Annotated in this window: 13 protein-coding genes and 1 tRNA gene; 5 read left to right on the top strand and 9 right to left on the bottom strand. The window is 44.3% G+C overall.

Translation table 11 applies throughout. The features are described from left to right. From fabF to HL41_RS00150, 4 genes are read right to left on the bottom strand one after another with little or no spacing between them, the layout of a single operon-like run. Positions 1 to 1242: a beta-ketoacyl-ACP synthase II gene (gene fabF, locus HL41_RS00165; RefSeq protein ID WP_038549355.1), complete on the bottom strand. Its 1242-nt coding sequence runs from the start codon at positions 1240 to 1242 to the stop codon at positions 1 to 3. Between the two features lie 19 nt (positions 1243 to 1261). After that, the gene (gene acpP / locus HL41_RS00160) at positions 1262 to 1498 is read right to left on the bottom strand and encodes an acyl carrier protein (protein ID WP_022855603.1); all 237 of its coding nucleotides are present in this window, start codon (positions 1496 to 1498) and stop codon (positions 1262 to 1264) included. 28 nt (positions 1499 to 1526) lie between these two features. Further along, a complete protein-coding gene (locus HL41_RS00155; protein ID WP_038062971.1) occupies positions 1527 to 2630 on the bottom strand; it encodes an LptF/LptG family permease in 1104 nt (367 codons plus the stop codon). Further along, positions 2627 to 3727, bottom strand: a complete 1101-nt coding sequence (locus HL41_RS00150) for an LptF/LptG family permease (RefSeq protein ID WP_038062968.1) — start codon at positions 3725 to 3727, stop codon at positions 2627 to 2629. The genes HL41_RS00155 and HL41_RS00150 overlap by 4 nt, the downstream gene beginning before the upstream one ends. 120 nt (positions 3728 to 3847) lie before the next feature. Here HL41_RS00150 and hemW point away from each other — a divergent pair, with 120 nt between their 5' ends. Then, complete coding sequence (gene hemW / locus HL41_RS00145) at positions 3848 to 4990, top strand: radical SAM family heme chaperone HemW (protein WP_038062965.1); 1143 nt, start codon at positions 3848 to 3850, stop codon at positions 4988 to 4990. Further along, the gene (locus tag HL41_RS00140; RefSeq protein ID WP_038062962.1) at positions 4966 to 5700 is read left to right on the top strand and encodes a tRNA1(Val) (adenine(37)-N6)-methyltransferase; all 735 of its coding nucleotides are present in this window, start codon (positions 4966 to 4968) and stop codon (positions 5698 to 5700) included. Before hemW ends, HL41_RS00140 begins: the two co-directional genes overlap by 25 nt. A 119-nt stretch (positions 5701 to 5819) precedes the next feature. On the opposite strand, the gene HL41_RS00135 is transcribed toward HL41_RS00140, so the two are convergent. From HL41_RS00135 to HL41_RS00115, 4 genes are all read right to left on the bottom strand, one after another. Continuing rightward, positions 5820 to 7121, bottom strand: a complete 1302-nt coding sequence (locus tag HL41_RS00135; protein WP_038062959.1) for a hypothetical protein — start codon at positions 7119 to 7121, stop codon at positions 5820 to 5822. A gap of 331 nt (positions 7122 to 7452) precedes the next feature. Beyond that, the gene (locus HL41_RS00125; protein ID WP_051754392.1) at positions 7453 to 8238 is read right to left on the bottom strand and encodes a UPF0280 family protein; all 786 of its coding nucleotides are present in this window, start codon (positions 8236 to 8238) and stop codon (positions 7453 to 7455) included. Positions 8239 to 8345: 107 nt separating this feature from the next. Then, complete coding sequence (locus tag HL41_RS00120) at positions 8346 to 8903, bottom strand: fumarate hydratase C-terminal domain-containing protein (protein ID WP_038062957.1); 558 nt, start codon at positions 8901 to 8903, stop codon at positions 8346 to 8348. A gap of 110 nt (positions 8904 to 9013) precedes the next feature. Next, positions 9014 to 9469: an RrF2 family transcriptional regulator gene (locus HL41_RS00115; protein ID WP_038062955.1), complete on the bottom strand. Its 456-nt coding sequence runs from the start codon at positions 9467 to 9469 to the stop codon at positions 9014 to 9016. A gap of 353 nt (positions 9470 to 9822) precedes the next feature. On the opposite strand from HL41_RS00115, the gene HL41_RS00110 reads away from it, so the two are divergent. Beyond that, a tRNA-Phe gene (locus tag HL41_RS00110) sits at positions 9823 to 9895 on the top strand. Between the two features lie 30 nt (positions 9896 to 9925). Next, on the top strand, positions 9926 to 10750 hold the full coding sequence (locus HL41_RS00105) for an RNA methyltransferase (RefSeq protein ID WP_038063549.1): 825 nt from the start codon (positions 9926 to 9928) through the stop codon (positions 10748 to 10750). On the opposite strand, the gene rlmD is transcribed toward HL41_RS00105, so the two are convergent. Further along, positions 10671 to 11966, bottom strand: a complete 1296-nt coding sequence (rlmD, locus tag HL41_RS00100) for a 23S rRNA (uracil(1939)-C(5))-methyltransferase RlmD (protein WP_038062953.1) — start codon at positions 11964 to 11966, stop codon at positions 10671 to 10673. The genes HL41_RS00105 and rlmD overlap by 80 nt on opposite strands. Positions 11967 to 12165: 199 nt before the next feature. On the opposite strand from rlmD, the gene HL41_RS00095 reads away from it, so the two are divergent. Further along, positions 12166 to 16365, top strand: coding sequence for an acyl-CoA dehydratase activase (locus HL41_RS00095; protein ID WP_038062951.1), 4200 nt, complete (start codon positions 12166 to 12168; stop codon positions 16363 to 16365). Positions 16366 to 16375 lie beyond the last annotated feature (10 nt).

Raw genomic sequence — 16375 nt, 5'->3', positions numbered from 1 at the left:
TTATTTTCCCTCCCATTTTTTAAAAACCAGCGTGGCGTTGGTGCCTCCAAAACCAAAGGCATTTGACATGGCTATCCTGATGTCTGCCTTTCTTGCCTGGTTAGGCACATAGTCGAGGTCACACTCAGGGTCTGGGTTTTCAAGGTTGATCGTAGGAGGTACCACCCCCTCATAAACAGCCATAACCGTTAAAACCGCCTCAAGCCCTCCAGCACCCCCAAGAAGATGTCCTGTCATAGACTTGGTGGAAGAAACCATAAGTTTATAGGCATGCTCACCAAAAACCTTTTTGATGGCCTTGGTCTCTGCCACATCGTTAAGGGGTGTGCTTGTGCCATGGGCGTTTATGTAGTCTACCTGTTGAGGCAAAATCCCTGCGTCCTTTAACGCAAGCTCCATACACCTTGCCGCCCCTTCGCCGTCAGGAGAAGGTGCGGTCATATGATAGGCATCTGCGTTTAACCCATAGCCTATCAGCTCTGCATATATCTTGGCCCCTCTTTTTAAGGCATGCTCAAGCTCCTCAAGGACTAAAATCCCACATCCTTCTGCAATTACAAACCCATCTCTACTAGCATCAAAAGGCCGGGAAGCCCTTTCAGGCTCATCATTTCTGGTAGAAAGGGCCTTCATCACCGAAAAACCTGCTATGGTCAAGGGGGTGATCATGCTCTCTGTCCCCCCACAGATCATGATGGTTGCCTGCCCTTCTCTTATCAAACGATAGGCCTCTCCTATCGCATGGTTGCCTGCTGCACAGGCGGTACACACCGCAAGGTTAGGCCCTTTGGCCCCAAAGTTGATGGCCACCTGACCTGCTGCCATGTTAGGTATGATCATCGGGATAAAAAAAGGACTCACCCTTTTATATCCCTTTTCGTCAAAAATACGGGTGTAATATTCTACCTGACCTACTCCACCCATCCCTACCCCGATAACTGAACCCACCTCAGGCCCAAGGTCCTCTAAAGGAAGACCTGCATCCTCTAAAGCCATCTTGGCTGAGGCCAAAGCATATTGAATAAAGGTATCTATACGAGATACCAGCTTGGAAGACATAAACTCTTCTGGTTTAAATCCCTTTACCTCACCAGCAATCTGGCTGGGAAGAGAAGACGGATCAAACTTGGTAATCCTGCCGATACCAGATTTACCTGCCTTGATGTTTTTCCAGGTCTCTTCAACCCCTATCCCAAGAGGGTTAACCGTCCCAAGACCGGTGACTACTACCCTTTTTCTCACGATTAATCCCCTAAAATTTTTAGTTTCCTACCTTGGCCTTTACATAGTCTATAACATCCTGCACGGTTCTTAACTTTTCGGCATCCTCGTCAGGCACTTCCATACCAAAGGCCTCTTCCATAGCCATAACAAGCTCTACCAAATCAAGGGAATCAGCCCCTAAGTCCTCGATAAAAGAAGCCTCTGGTTTGACCTGATCTTTAGAAAGATTAAGTTTTTGAGCGATGATGTCAATCACCTTTTCTTCTATAGACATAAAAAGCCCTCCTGTTGCAAGATTTTCTCTAATTTTTACCAGATTTTTTCAAAAAAACAAGATAAGCCTGCCAAAAATACCAAAAAAGACCAGCTAAACCCCAGACAACAAGCGCCGGAATCCCTAACATAAACCCCTTTCTAAGCAAGGTCTGAAAAAACAGAAAATACACCAAATTCAAAAAGAAAAGCCCTATGCCTAAAAAGGCCCCCTTTTTCCAGTCGTTTGGCACAAAAAACTTTAAAAAGGCAAAAACAGAAAACACCGCAAGTAAAAAAGGCACAAACAAATAGAACCCTTTAAGAAATAGCTCAGCCACCACCTCCTGATAAGGGCTGTTTATCTTGGCTAAAAACCTTGCCCTTTCTATAAGCTCTGGGATAGAAAGAAAATAGACAGGCTTTTTTACCGTGGTTAAGGTGTCAGGCTCAAAGGAAAACCGGTAAGAAGCCTGAGGCAAAAACTCAGGAGAAAACCCCTTTTCCCTCCTCTGTTGCACCACCTCTTTCAACACCCACCTTCCCTGACTATAATATCCGCTTGCTGCCCAGAGCAGACTTAAAACCCTTTTATCCTTATCATAAACCACAACCGTAATCTCCCCCAGGTATTCCCCTTTGGGCTCAAGAGGTTTGGCTATCAGATAGCAGTCATCCCCTGTAAAAAAAATCTGGTCTCCAAAAACCACCTGCTGTTTCTTTTTGCCAGCAATCTTATACTCCCAGGTATAAAGGGCATTAAACGTGGCATAAGGCAAAACAAGGTTAAGAAACACCCCTCCCAAAATTCCTATGCCTAAAAGGGCCTTTCCTGTCTCTCTTAGCAACACCCCCTTAGCCACACCTAAGGAAAGAAACCCCATAAGCTCGTTGGTCTTAGCCCAGATAAAAAGGGTTAACACCCCAGAAAGCCCTACCACAAACGGAAAAACCTCATAAAGGTTAACCAGGTTCTTCCAGAAGACATACCTTCCAAACAAATAAAAGGGTTTGCCAAACTTAAGAAAATCCCCTAACCTCTCAAAAAAATCTATCACCAGATAAAAACCAAGAAAGATAAAGAGTGACACCAGAGAAACCCTGAAAACCTCTTGCCATACATAAAGTTGATAAGTCCTTGGCTTAAGCCTCATAGGTAAACCTGATGACGTTTCTTTTTAAACAAAAACCAGGCCTCCAACCCCACCAGAACCCCAAACACCAGATAAAACACCAGAAAACTTACCACCGGATAGACCCTTCCGTTTTCTGCCAGAGAATGGCACAGCTGATACCCCACATAAAACACCACATAAAGGGCTACCGCGGTGAAAAACACCAGAAACCGGTTGTGGGTTTTCATAAAAAAGGCCGCCAAAAACCCCTGAAAAACCACCAGAAACAAACTTAACGGATAGAAAAACCTGTCCCAGTATTCGGTAAGATATCTAAACCACTGACCCCTGTTTTTCTCAACCTCCTTTAACCTTGCCTTAAGCTCTGGAAAACTAAGCTCCCCCCTTCCAAACTCAACCATTTGCTCACCTTCTTTTACCACCAAAAAAAACTGATACTCCCCAAACCTGAAAACCTCAACCGTTTTGTCCTTACCCAGAGAAAAGCCCTCCCCCTGATAAAGGGTAAAAACCCCTTCCTTAGGCTCTAACCTTCCTTTTTCTGCCAAAAAAACCTGCTTTTTTTCAGCCCCCTTTTCCACAAGAAACACCCTCTCAAACTCGTGTGCTTTATCCTGCTTTTTTGCCTTTTCCACATAGATTACATGGTTTTCTCCCAGAGGGATAGCCCGTTTTTCTGGCAAAGGCTCTTCAAACTGCCTTTTGGTAAGTTCAAACCTCATCGTTTTCTGTAGCTTTTTGGCATAAGGTACCAGCCAGAAATGGGCCAAAAAAAGCAGCACAAAACCTAAAAGCATAAACACACACAAAGGTTTCAGAAAATCGCTAAACCTGAACCCCAGACTAAAAAATCCCAAAAGCTCCCGGTCCTCTTTAAACCTGTGGACCCCAAACATCACCCCTAAAAAAACAGAAAGAGGCAAGATAAAAGAGGTAAGCTGAAGAAAAAGGAGCCCAAAGTTTAAAAACACCTCTTTTAAACTGGGGTTTAGCTCAAAAAACTTCTGAAGCCCAAAGATGCCCTTTACCAGGGTGATGATAACACTAAAAAGAAAGAAAAAAACAGAAGTATAAAACAGATATTCTCTAAGGTGATACCGAAAAAAGGTCTTCATCCTTTCTATTTTATAACCTTTTTGCCGATTTTAAAATAGCAAGGCTAAAAATCTAAAAAGCCTCTCTCCCAAAGCCTTGCTAAACTAAAAGGGTAGCCTATAATAAAAAGGAAAAACCTGATGGCTTTTATCAGGGTTGCCCTTTATCTGCACGTTCCCTTTTGTGTAAAAAAGTGTCCTTATTGCGACTTTTATTCTCTGCCACATGTTCCCTCAGAGGAAGAGGAAAAAACCTATCTTCACGCCTTAAAAACCGAGGTTCTATATCTTAAAGACTTTGTTGAAAAACTTTCTGGAACTGAGATTAAAATTACCACTTTTTATGCAGGAGGAGGCACGCCTTCTCTTCTTTCGCATGGTTTTTATCAGGAACTCTTTGAGTTTCTCTCCTCTCAATTTAAATTTACCCCGGTTGAACTCACCTTAGAGGCAAACCCAGACACCCTAACCCCTGAGAAAATAAAGGGATTTCTTAAAACTGGATTTAACCGACTGAGTTTGGGAGTGCAAAGCCTTTCAAAAAAGGGGTTAAAAACCTTGCAAAGGACCTACAACCTAAAAACCGCCTTAAAAGCCCTTGAAACCGCTGCCTCCCTTTTCCCAAACCTCTCCATAGACTTTATCTTCGGATGGAAAGGCCAGGGACTAAAAACCTTAGAGGAGGAGATAAAAAAGGCCCTGAGCTTTTCTCCCACCCATCTTTCCTTTTACGAACTCACCCTTGAGCACGAGACCCCTTTTTCTGCTTTCTCCCCTAACAAGCCAGTAGAGCTTTTTTATCAGTTTATAGAACACACCCTGGAATCTCAGGGATATTTAAGATACGAAATCTCAAACTATGCAAGACCAGGTTTTGAGTGCAAACACAACCTCTTTTACTGGGAGGTAAAGCCCTATGTTGGTCTCGGACCCTCTGCTGTTTCCCGAATGGCAAACTTAAGATGGCAAAACCCTAAGGACCTTAAAATTTATATAGAAACCCTACTTACAGAAAAAAAACTCCCCTTGACCCCTTTAGAACTCCTGAAACCCCTTGATTTTGCCAAAGAGTATGTTTTCATGGGACTGAGACTGAAAAAAGGAATTAATCTCAGGAACCTGACCGCAAAGTTTGGCTACTACCTGGACCCATGGCTTCTAAAAAATCTTATCGAAAAAGGGTTGATAGAAAGAAAGGGAAACAGGGTTAGCCTGACCTCTCATGGAACACTCTTTCACAATCAGGTGGTAAAACTCCTATGGGAAACCTTGGGCAAAGACTAACCCTTACTCCATTTTTCCAGGGTAAACTCAAGCTATATCAGCCAGAAAAGGGCTACAGGTTTGGGATAGATGCCCTGCTTTTAGCACATTTCCTTAAGCTAAAACCTGGTGAAAAAGCCCTTGAGGTTGGAGCAGGCTCTGGCATCGTCTCCCTGATAGCAGCTCTGAAACAACCTAAAGCCAAAATCTTTGCCCTTGAGCTTGACCCCCTATTTTTGCAGTGCTTAAAACTAAACTCACAGCTAAATCTTTTAGAAAACTCGCTTTTTTCGTTAAAGGGAAACATCGCCAGAAATCCCTTCAGAAAAGAGGTTTTTGACGTGGTTTTTTCAAACCCACCTTATTTCAAACCTGGATGTGGAAGACAAAGCCCAGATGAACTTAAAAACCTTGCCAAAAGGGAGACCAGGGCAGGGCTAAAGGAGTTTTTAAAGGCTGTGGCAGGGGTTTTAAAAAACCGGGGTAGGTTGTATTTAATCTTTACCGCCTTAAGGACAGCTGAGCTTATGGCAAGTCTTAAAGAGGTAAGGCTTGAGCCCAAGGTGTTAAGGTTTGTCCATTCCTATCCAGGGGATCAGGCAAGATTTATCCTGGTTGAGGCGGTAAAACAGGCAGGAGAAGAAACCCTGGTCTTACCTCCTCTTTTTATCTACCAGGAAAAAGGAGGCCCTTACACCACCGAGGTAAGGGAGATGTTGAAAGGGGTTTAAAAGAGGGATCAAGAAAAAGGTAAAAAAGGATTAAAAACAAAAAAGGGGCAACCAAAGTTGCCCCTTTTTAAAATCTTAAGAGTAAGGCAGGCCTTTGCCTGCCCTGTTAAACTTCCTCTTTAGAACATCGTCTGGATGTAGAGGTAATAGTCGGTGATAGAGTCTTCTTTTTTGGTTTTGGTTTGAGACTCAAGATACAATTTAGCTGCGTCGTCGTATTCTACCTTGTCAAACCCAAGGGACACCCTTGCAGCCTGGCCTTTGAGATAGTAGTTGAAAGCAACCCCCCAGCGGTCAAAGGCAAAGTCTTTCTTGATATTTCCAGCGTCATATTGTCCATCTGCCTCTACGTTTTCATACCTGATGGCAAGGGCTGGCTTTCCAAAACCAACCACCGCATCATAGAGAAGCTGTCCCTGAGCATACCAGATACTGGTATCTCCTTTTTTCCATACATTTGTCTCGTTATAAAAATGGCTATCGTTTAACTTGATGTAGCCAAGCTGAAGGTTAGGCACCCAACAGCCAAACTTCTTTTCAAAGAAAAGGTCTGCGGTCCAACCATCAGCTTCTAAACTTTCATTATAGGTTGTATTTTCTTCATCATACAATTTTTCTTTGTAGTAGCCCAAACCTATGGTAAGGACGTCTTTTTTACCAAGGTAGGTGTCGCTTACCTTTCCGTGAGGAGAGGTGGTGGACTCTGGGGCAAACCCAAGCATAGTCGGAGTAAACTCAACCCTGGCAACCCACTGCAACCCTTTAAAAGCCTCATCTTTTCTCTTATCCTCGTTAAACACACCCACGTTATACCTAAACATACCGTTTGCGATGTCTCCATGCACGATCAAACCACCATCGACTCTGCCGATAAGCTCTAAAGGATTGGTAGAGATATATTTTCCTTCTCCAACAACACCAGTATCCTTACTGAAGATTCCAGTAGCATTTGCTCCACCCTTATCATACCAGGCGTCGGTAGGAATGATAAGGCTGTAGGATGAAGTCATCTGATACCTGGTAAAAGGCACCCTAACCTTACCAGCCCTTACCTGAAGCTCAGGCATAAACACAAAGTTAACCCCACCTTCTGCTAAACCTACCTTATTGTCTTTAGCATATCCATAAGTCTCTTTTCCATAAGCACCTGATGCGTTCCACTCCCCATAGAACTGAACCATCTTGCTTACCTGACCGGAGATGTAAAAACGAGAATCCTTGATGTCAAAAACATTCTTTTTCCAATCGTCAAGGTCACCCTTTCCTCTTTCATCAAAGTTCTGATACATGATCTTCATGTTGTAGCCAAAGTCTGCAAAGGTATCCTCATCCACCTTGATCTGAGCAGCCTGAGTGGTAACGGCATAGCCCAAAACCAAAGCACCTGCCACACCTAAAACCTTCCATCTTGCTACCTTCATGCCACACCTCCTTTATTTTTTCTTTTTTTTAAACCCTAACTTTCAAACCCTTAAAAAACAAACACCTCGTTAAAAATTAAACATAAAACCTCGTTTTGTCAACCCTGTAAAAACCAAACCTTCTTCCTAACCCTACATCCTTTCAAAGAACAGATAACATTCCATACCTTGCTTTATACTACACACAAGAGATTTTGTCAAGAAGCATTTTAGCAAGTTTTCCTTAAATAATCCCAAAAAATATCTTTTAAAAACTATTATACTTATCATTCTTCCTTTTTTGCCAAAATAAACCTTTTTTCTTAAATTTTTAGCCATATCTATTTTTAGATTAAGAAAAATTGAGGGGTTCAAGCCTTATGCCTTTTCCCCAAACAAAAAGTTTTTCTCCCAAAACCCCCACAACCCCCAAAATCCCTTCCACCTTCCTGGCCTGATTTAAAACCTTATCCACATCTCCTTCCTCTCTAAGAAGGTTCCCCAGAGCTGTGGCCAAGGCATCGGCTATCGAGGCCTTTTTATGGATAACCGTTATAGCGTCAGCCTTGCCAAAACTTAAACTATGCCCGATCTTGCCTGATGAGGTGCAAACCCCACAGGGCATAAACCTGGCAGGCACAACCACACACACCCTGTTAGAAAAGGGAGAATCAATGCCAGCAAACAAACAAACCCTTGCCTCCTTTTTCAACCACAAAAACACATCTCCCCCGTTTTCTACCACCACCTGAGAGCTAAGCCCTCTCTCCAGGATAAGCCTTCCCACCCTCTCTGCAATCACCCCAGCCACCGCCGCCATCGGCCCAACCCCTGCCACCCTCCCTGCAAAAAGCATCTCCCTAACCACCTCAGGTGCCTCAGGGTCAACAGGCAAAGGACTCAGACTAACCAAAAACTCAGGATGCCCAAGGATATAACCCTCAAGAGGAAGCCTTACCTCCCTCACAATCCTTCCCACCTCTAAGCTCAAATCCTTTTCTGCCAGAACCAGAAGGTCTGTCTGCTTGTAAACCACACGGAACTTACAGAGGTCTGTGGCAACTAAGGTACGATAAAAGGGAACCTGACCGTAAGGGTCTAAAAAAGCCTGCTTTTCTTCCTCCTGACTTTGGCTCATAACTCGGGAGAAAAACCTCGCAAAAAGATTTAAACCTTTTTATAAACCTTTTCCAAACCTCTTAAGACACCTCTTCTTTTAAGGCGCAAAGCTATATATCCTTACCTTCAAAAAGAATAAAAGTCCTCCCCAGCAACAGTGTTTATCACCACCGTAGGAAAGTCCCTTACCTTTATCCTGAAGAAGGCCTCTGGCCCAAGGTCTTCCCAGGCGATAAACTCCAGTTTTTCTACAAACTGAGAAAGAAAGGCCCCTGCCCCTCCAAAGGTGGCAAGATAAACCGCCTGATACCTTTTCATAACCTCAACCACCTTAAGGCTCCTCTTACCCTTTCCGATGGTTGCAGCAACCCCAAGAGAGAGAAAGTCTTCCATGTAGGCATCCATCCTGCCTGAGGTAGTAGGCCCGCAAGCCCCGATCACCTTCCCCTCTGGTGCAGGAGTTGGCCCCACATAATACATCGCCTGGTTGGTAAAATCAAACTGAAACCCTTCCTCCCGTAAAGCCTTAAGAATCCTGCGATGAGTAGCATCCCTTCCACAGAGAACCCAGCCAGAGATAACCACAGGCTCCCCTGGCAAAAGACCCTCTAAAACCCTTCTATCCTCTACCGGAAAACTTAACCTCTTAGCCTTAGAAAAAACCTGATTAAACCACCCACCCATCTCTCACCCTCAAAAAAATCCCCTATCAACGCTTCTTTAGGTTAAGGAAGCATCTAACCTTAAAAACTTAAGGCTCAAAAACCTCAAAAACCAGCGGCAAAACCAAGGCCTTAACAACAGCCAGCGGTAATCGTTTCCACCAGTTTTTTCTTGTCCTTCTCAGTCTCAACCCTCAACAGGTCTCCCAGCTTGACCTGTCTAAGCAAGCATTCGATGTACTGCCCGATCTTTTTCCAGATAGGATAAGCCACACACTCCTCCACATCCTCACACCCCTCTCCCGGGTCGATGCAGGAGGCAATACAACCAGGCCCCTCAAGAGGCTCAAGGATCTCATAAAGAGAAACCTCGTCTGGATGCTTTCTTAAAACATAACCTCCCCCAGGACCACGAGAAGACTTGATAAGCCTTGACTGACGCAACCGGTTTAAAATCTGGGCCAAATAAACCCGGGAGATGTTTTGACTGGCAGAAATCTCCTCCAACGTCACCCCGTTAGGATAAGCCTTGGCTATCTCATACATCGCCCTTACCGCATACCTGCCCTTGGTCGAAAGCTTAAACATAACCCATCACCCCTCTTAAGTTTGTTTTAATCTATTTAAATATACTTAGCTTATTTTAATATAAAATTTAGTTATTACAAGATATTTTTTAAAAAAAAATATGTTTGGAAAAATTACTCAGAATAAACCTTGCCAAATATACTCTTAAACTAAATTTTAGCAAGACTTTTGGGAGGGCAAAACTAAGGGTTTTTCAACCTTTCAATCTATAGGATGGCTGGCATCTGGAAAAATTTTTCACAGAAAGGCTCGAGCAAGGGTAGAAAAAAAACTTTTTGCCAAAAATTTGGTAAGTTTTTAGGGGATAAAAAGTTGACAAAAGTCCAATTTTAGGGTATGTTTAATATCAGGTCGCCGGGGTAGCTCAGTCGGTAGAGCAGCGGACTGAAAATCCGCGTGTCCCTGGTTCGATTCCGGGCCCCGGCACCTCCAAATCTCTTTCTTCCTCAGGTCCTGATGCAAGTACGTCCTGTAGCCAAGCCTGAAAAGGCTAACCTTGAAAACTTGGCGGTGGTGCTGGTAAACCCGATGTATCCTGAAAACATCGGGGCTACAGCCAGAGCCTGTGCCAACTTCGGGGTGACAAACCTGATCGTGGTAAACCCTGAAAGCCTTGACCAGGAAAAAATAAGGGCCATGGCTACCAAAGGTGGCCTCCCAATAGTAGAAAACATGAAGGTCTTTCAGGACCTTGAGGAAGCGTTAAGGGACTTTCAATACGTGGTTGGAACCACCGCAAGGCTTGGCAGAAGAAGGATGGTTTATCACACCCCTAAGGAAATAGCCCCTTATCTCTGTGAGCTTTCGGTTAAAAACAGGGTCGCCATTCTTTTTGGAAACGAAAGGTTTGGGCTTTCAAACGAACACCTTGGGCTGTGTGATAAGGTAGTTACCATCCCTACCACAGAGCAGGCCTCTTTAAACGTAGCCCAGGCTGTGGTAGTCATCCTTTACGAAATCTTTCAGCATGCAAGCAATCCTATCTTCCCAAAACCTCAGCTTGCAACCCAGCAAGAACTTACCATCATGTATAAAATAATCGAGGCTACCTTAGAAGCCATAGACTACATCCCTCATGAAAACAAGGTGCTTTGGCACACAAACATCCGGAGATTTCTCTCAAGGCTTGAGCTTACCTCAAAGGAGGTAAAAATCATCCAGGGTTTTTGCAGACAACTCCTCTGGGCGCTGGGAAAAGAGATTACCCTTTCCTCTCAAGAAGACAAAGCACCTCAAAATGATAGGTCTGAGGAAACATGTCAAAAAGATAAACCTTCTTAAGAAGATATCCCAGGTCTCTTAAGATCTTAAGGTCCCTTACCAAGGTAGGAGCATCGCAAGAAACATAAACCAGATACCTCTGGTTTACCTCAGGTAGAAACCTCAAGATCTCTTTACAGCCTCCGCGAGGAGGGTCAACTAAAACGAGGTCAAACCTTTCTCCCTGTTTTATCGCCTGATATAGGGCTTCAGTTGAGCTCATCTGACGAAGGTCAAGCCTTCCGTCTATCCCGTTTTTCTCGGCGGTGTAAAGCCCGTCTTCTATGGCCCTCAGGTCTGTGTCTACCCCGAGGGCTTTGGTGGTCTCAGGAGATATCAGGGCTAAGATAAAGTTTCCCATCCCGCAATGTAGGTCAAGGACAGTTTCGTAATCAAGGCGCCAGGACCTGATGGTGTCCATGATAGCTAAGTTTATCTCCCAGTTGGTCTGCACAAAAACCCCTGGCTGAACGTAGTAAACCAGGTGGTCTAACCCTTTAAAAAGTCTTCTTCCACCAAAAGAGGCCTCTTCTGGGAAAGGGCCTTCTGGATGACGCCCTTTCATCCAGTAAAAACAGGCCTTAAGACTAGAAAGTGAGGCAAGCTCTTTTAGGTCCTCTTTACCTGGCTTTAAAGCCGTCCAGAAAATCAGGGTAGCCTTGCCTTCTAACGGAGAAGACTCTATCTTTACCCTTTTGCTGTAGGCAGAAAGCCTTATCCAGGAAGGACTTTGATACAGATCAAAAAGCACCTTGTTTAAAACCTCTTCTGCAAGAAAGCACTTTTCTATTTTTAGTACCTCGTGGGACTTTCTTTTTACAAAGCCCATCTTAAAGGCATCTGCTTCAACATGAAGCCTGAGCCTGTTGCGATAAAAAAACTCCTTAGGAGAGGGCACCACCCCTTCTAATGGTATGTCCTCCTTCCATCCAGCCCTCACAAAGGTTTCAAAAAGGATGGCCTGTTTAAGGCTTAACTGGGCTTGATAGGTTGCATGCTGAAACTGACAACCCCCGCAAACCCCATAGTATGGGCAAAGAGGAGACCTTCTGTCAGGAGAAGGCTCCAAGATATCCACTATCTCAGCCTCGGCATAATCGCCTAAGTCCTTAACCACCCGAACCTTAACCAGTTCCCCAGGCAAGGAATAAGGCACAAAAAGCACCTTACCGTCAGAGAGCCTACCTAAACCCTCTCCCCCAAAAACCACCTTTTCTATCCTAACTGTAGCCTCCACCTTAACCCCGATTTCCCTCTGATTTCACCCCGAAAGGTCTAAATCTTTATTTTACCACGCTAAGCCTTATAAACAATCAAAAAACTTGCCACCAAAAGACCAAACTTTTTAAAACTTTACTCTTAAAAAAATTTACTTAAAATTTAAACTGGGAGAATTTTTAAATCAAAAGGTTTAAAACCCTTAAAGGGGGTGTTTGATGACACGATATGTAGGGCTTGACGTAGGGTCAGGGACAGCCAAGGTAGCAGTCCTTGATGACAACAAAAACCTTCTTTTCTGGAGATACGAAAAAACCCACGGTCAGCCTATAGAAACGGCAGAAAGGCTTTTAACCGAGGTGGAAAAGGGGTTTGGAAAAGAAAGTCTCTCTGGGATTACCTGCACCGGAACGGCTGGTAAAACCATCTCTCAGATCCTTGGGTGTGCCTTTGTAAACGAGGTGATGGCTCATGCCAAGGCAGCAACCTTTTTTCATCCTGAGGTAAAGACGATCATAGACATCGGAGGCGAGGACTCAAAGCTTATTTTCATCACCCATGAAAGGGGTGTGCCTGAGATAGAGGACTTTGCGTTAAACACCCTGTGTGCTGCAGGTACAGGTTCTTTTTTAGAGCAACAGGCTGCAAGGCTTGGGTATACGATAGAAGAGTTTTCTCGGCTTGCTGTAGAGGCTCAAAATGTACCAAGAATAGCAGGAAGATGCACCGTTTTTGCCAAATCTGACATGATACACCTTCAGCAGGCAGCGGTGCCTGACCAGGAAATCATCGCAGGGCTTTGTTTTGCCATCATCAGAAACCTGAGAAGCAACTTGGCCAAGGGAAGGGAGATCCTTCCTCCTTTGGTTTTTCAGGGAGGGGTTGCGGCAAACTTAGGGGTAAGAAGGGCGATAAGGGAAATCTTCAGACTAAAGGACGATGAGCTTATCATACCTGAGCATTTCAGGATCATGGGGGCGATAGGGGCTGCCCTCTATGGGCTTGAAGGTAAAGCCGCATCAGAATATCGAGGGTCTGACCTCTTAAGGGCCTATCTTAAAGAAAGAACCTATTCTCCGCCAAGGTATGAGGTGTTAACACCTTTTAAGTCGCTTGAGATCTCAGAAAGGCTTAAACAGAGGTTTTTGATAGAAACTACCGCCTCACCGGGAAAACCCCAGGAGGTATGGCTTGGAGTGGATGTGGGGTCGGTAAGCACCAAGCTTGTTGCCATAAACCAGGAAGGAAAACTTATAGCCAAGGTTTATCTTCTTCATCAGGGAAAACCTCTTGAAAGCATCAAAAAAGGCCTTTTAGAGTTAAAAAAACAGCTTCCGGAAAACGTGGTGGTAAAAGGTGTTGGGACCACAGGTTCTGGAAGATACCTGATAGGAGACTTTATCGGGGCTGATGTCGTAAGAAATGAGATCACCGCACAGGCTTACGGAGCCCTTTTCATAGACCCAGAAGTTGACACCATCTTTGAGATAGGAGGGCAAGACTCTAAATATATATACTTAGAAAATGGAACCATCTCAGACTTTACGATGAACAAAGCCTGTGCAGCAGGCACAGGGTCTTTTCTTCAGGAACAGGCGGTAAAGCTTGGGGTCCCGATAGAAAAGTTTGGAGAAATCGCCTTAAAGAGCTCAGCCCCGCTTAAGCTGGGAGAAAGATGCACTGTTTTTATGCAGTCAGACCTTTTACACTACCAGCAGCAAGGCCTCCCTAAGGAAGACCTGATTGCAGGGCTTTGTTATGCCATAGTGCATAACTACCTGAATAAGGTGGTAGAGGACAGAAGAATAGGGAAAAAGGTGTTTTTCCAGGGGGCGGTGGCTTTTAACCAGGGGGTGGTGGCTGCCTTTGAAAAAGTGCTTGGCAAACCGGTGATAGTGCCTCCTCACCATGAGGTCACAGGAGCTATTGGAGTAGCCCTTCTTGCTAAGGAAGAAACCCGGGGACAAACCCGGTTTAAAGGGTTTGACCTAACCAAGGTTAACTATCAGATCCAGGCCTTTGAGTGCAAAGAATGTCCTAACCAGTGTGAGATCCACAGGGTAACGATAGATGGGTCTCTCCCTTATTACTACGGAGGAAGGTGCGAAAAGTATGAGGTTGACCAGAGAAAACCTCAGGAAAACATCCCCAACCTTACCTTAGAGCGATTTGAAAAGCTTATCTCCTATGTAAAACCTGTGGAAAAAGAAAAAAGCCAGGACAAAACCATCGGTATTCCTCTTATCCTTCAGTTTTATGAGTGGTTGCCTCTTTTTGCCACCTTTTTTCAGGAGTTAGGTTATCAGGTGGTGCTTTCGTCTCAGACCTCTAAAAAAATCATCAAAGTAGGCTGTGAGATAACCCCAGGTGAGCCCTGTTTTCCTATAAAGATAGCCATAGGGCATATCAAAGAGCTTTTAGACAAAGGGGTTAAAACCCTTTTTCTTCCGCAGATAACCGACCTTCCTCCTGAGCATCCGGCTTTTGAGGTAGGCAAGGTATGTCCCTATGTACAGAGCGTTCCTTGGATAAGTCCTGCAACCTTCAGGTTCGAAGACCTTGGGGTAAAGGTAATAAATCCGGTGTTGCACTTAGGGCGTCCTGCTTTTTTGATAAACCAGGAAGTTAAAGACCTGGCAAGGATGCTTGGGGTCTCAGAAAAAGAGGCTAAAAGGGCCTGGAAGATAGGAGAGGAAGCCCAGAGAGAGTTTCATCACTGGCTAAAACAGAGAGGAAAAGAGATTTTGTCTCAGTTTAAAGAGGACGTGGTGCTTGTCATCGTAGGAAGGCCTTACAATGCCTTTGACCCAGGTGCTAACTTAGGCATACACTATAAAATTAAAAAATTAGGTATAGTCGGCCTGCCTGTAGACATGCTACCTTTAGAAGAGTTAGACAATCCAAAGGTCTTTGAACCTCTTTCGGAGATGTACTGGGAATATGGGCAAAGGTTTTTGCTGGCAGCCCATCTTATAAGGGAAACCCCTAACCTTTTTCCCGTGTTTTTTACCAACTTCTCTTGTGGGCCAGACTCTTTTATCCAGCACTTTTTTGAGGAACTGATGGGAGGTAAACCTTTCATAGAGATAGAGGTAGATGAACACAGCGCTGAGGCTGGGGTGGTAACAAGATTAGAGGCCTTTGTAGACAGTATCAGGGATAAGGTGAAACCTTACGAGCTAAAGAGAAGTTTTACTTTCCTTAAGGCAACCCCCAAAGAAAAAAGGACCATCTACATTCCTTACATGTGCGACCATGCGGTAGCCCTGGCAGCGGCTTTCAGAGCCTGCGGGGTTGAGGCCAAGGTGCTTCCAGAACCAGACGAACAAAGCCTTGAGCTTGGGAGAAGGTATACCTCAGGCAAGGAGTGCTATCCTACCATCCTTACCACAGGGGACCTCATCAAGCTGATAAATCAACCAGACTTTGACCCTGAAAAAAGCGTATTTTTTATGCCAAACAGCGGTGGGCCTTGCAGGTTTGGTCAGTACAACAAACTTCATCAGAAGATCTTACGAGACTTAAACGTTAAACTTCCTGTCTATTCTCTGCAACAGGACATGAGTTTTTACCAGGATTTAGACCTTTTAGGCAGAAACTTTATGAAGGTTGCCTGGAAAGGGATAGTAGCGGTAGACGTGCTAAATAAACTTCTTAGGGAAATAAGACCATATGCGAAAGACAAACAAGAGGTAGAAAAGTTATACCAAGAGGGTCTTAATCAGATAGAAAAAGCCATAGAAAAAGGAGAAGATCTCCTTTCTGTGCTCTTAGACCTTAAAAACCGGTTTGCCGGTTTAGAAGTTGATACCAGGAAAAAACCCAAGGTAGGGGTGGTAGGAGAGATCTATGTCAGAAGCAACCGGTTTGCTAACGAAGACCTATACAGTTTTTTAGAAGACTTAGGTCTGGAGGTCTGGCTTCCTCCTATCACCGAATGGATCCATTTTATCAACTATACCTCAAAAAACTGGGCTAAAAGGCTTGGACTTTTTAAGACCTACTTCAGGTATGTGCTTGAAAGCAGATACCTGAGGTGGGAAGAAGAAAAGTTTATATCTGTTTTTAAAGATGTTCTTGACACAGCTGAAGAGTTGCCGGTTGAGGAGCTGATGAGGCTTACCCAAAGGTATGTGGACATAAGGTATGAAGGAGGGGAGGTGTTGCTTTCTGTAGGAAAGGCGGTAGAGTATACCCATAACGGGGTTTCGGGAATAGTAAACGTTATTCCTTTTGCCTGTATGCCAGGGAATGTAGTTTCTGCCCTGTTAAAAAGGATTAAAGAAGGAGAAGGGAAAAGGTTACCTGTGCTTACCGTTCCTTGCGACGGACAGAAGTCCCTTGGCACCAGGATGAGGATAGAGGCTTTTGCCGAACAGGTAAAGGAATTTTTTGCGAGTAAAAGAACAGCCCAGTAAACTTAAAAAA

Source organism: Thermodesulfobacterium commune DSM 2178, from assembly GCF_000734015.1.
Lineage (GTDB): Bacteria > Desulfobacterota > Thermodesulfobacteria > Thermodesulfobacteriales > Thermodesulfobacteriaceae > Thermodesulfobacterium > Thermodesulfobacterium commune.
This window is presented reverse-complemented; position numbering and strand designations above follow the sequence as displayed.

Excerpts from the sequence above, each read along its gene's own strand:
- HL41_RS00155 (WP_038062971.1), bottom strand. The coding sequence starts at position 2,630 with ATGAGGCTTAAGCCAAGGACTTATCAACTTTATGTATGGCAAGAGGTT.
- acpP (WP_022855603.1), bottom strand. The coding sequence starts at position 1,498 with ATGTCTATAGAAGAAAAGGTGATTGACATCATCGCTCAAAAACTTAAT.
- HL41_RS00150 (WP_038062968.1), bottom strand. The coding sequence starts at position 3,727 with ATGAAGACCTTTTTTCGGTATCACCTTAGAGAATATCTGTTTTATACT.
- HL41_RS00125 (WP_051754392.1), bottom strand. The coding sequence starts at position 8,238 with ATGAGCCAAAGTCAGGAGGAAGAAAAGCAGGCTTTTTTAGACCCTTAC.
- HL41_RS00105 (WP_038063549.1), top strand. The coding sequence starts at position 9,926 with ATGCAAGTACGTCCTGTAGCCAAGCCTGAAAAGGCTAACCTTGAAAAC.
- HL41_RS00115 (WP_038062955.1), bottom strand. The coding sequence starts at position 9,469 with ATGTTTAAGCTTTCGACCAAGGGCAGGTATGCGGTAAGGGCGATGTAT.
- hemW (WP_038062965.1), top strand. The coding sequence starts at position 3,848 with ATGGCTTTTATCAGGGTTGCCCTTTATCTGCACGTTCCCTTTTGTGTA.
- HL41_RS00095 (WP_038062951.1), top strand. The coding sequence starts at position 12,166 with ATGACACGATATGTAGGGCTTGACGTAGGGTCAGGGACAGCCAAGGTA.
- HL41_RS00120 (WP_038062957.1), bottom strand. The coding sequence starts at position 8,903 with ATGGGTGGGTGGTTTAATCAGGTTTTTTCTAAGGCTAAGAGGTTAAGT.
- HL41_RS00135 (WP_038062959.1), bottom strand. The coding sequence starts at position 7,121 with ATGAAGGTAGCAAGATGGAAGGTTTTAGGTGTGGCAGGTGCTTTGGTT.
- HL41_RS00140 (WP_038062962.1), top strand. The coding sequence starts at position 4,966 with ATGGGAAACCTTGGGCAAAGACTAACCCTTACTCCATTTTTCCAGGGT.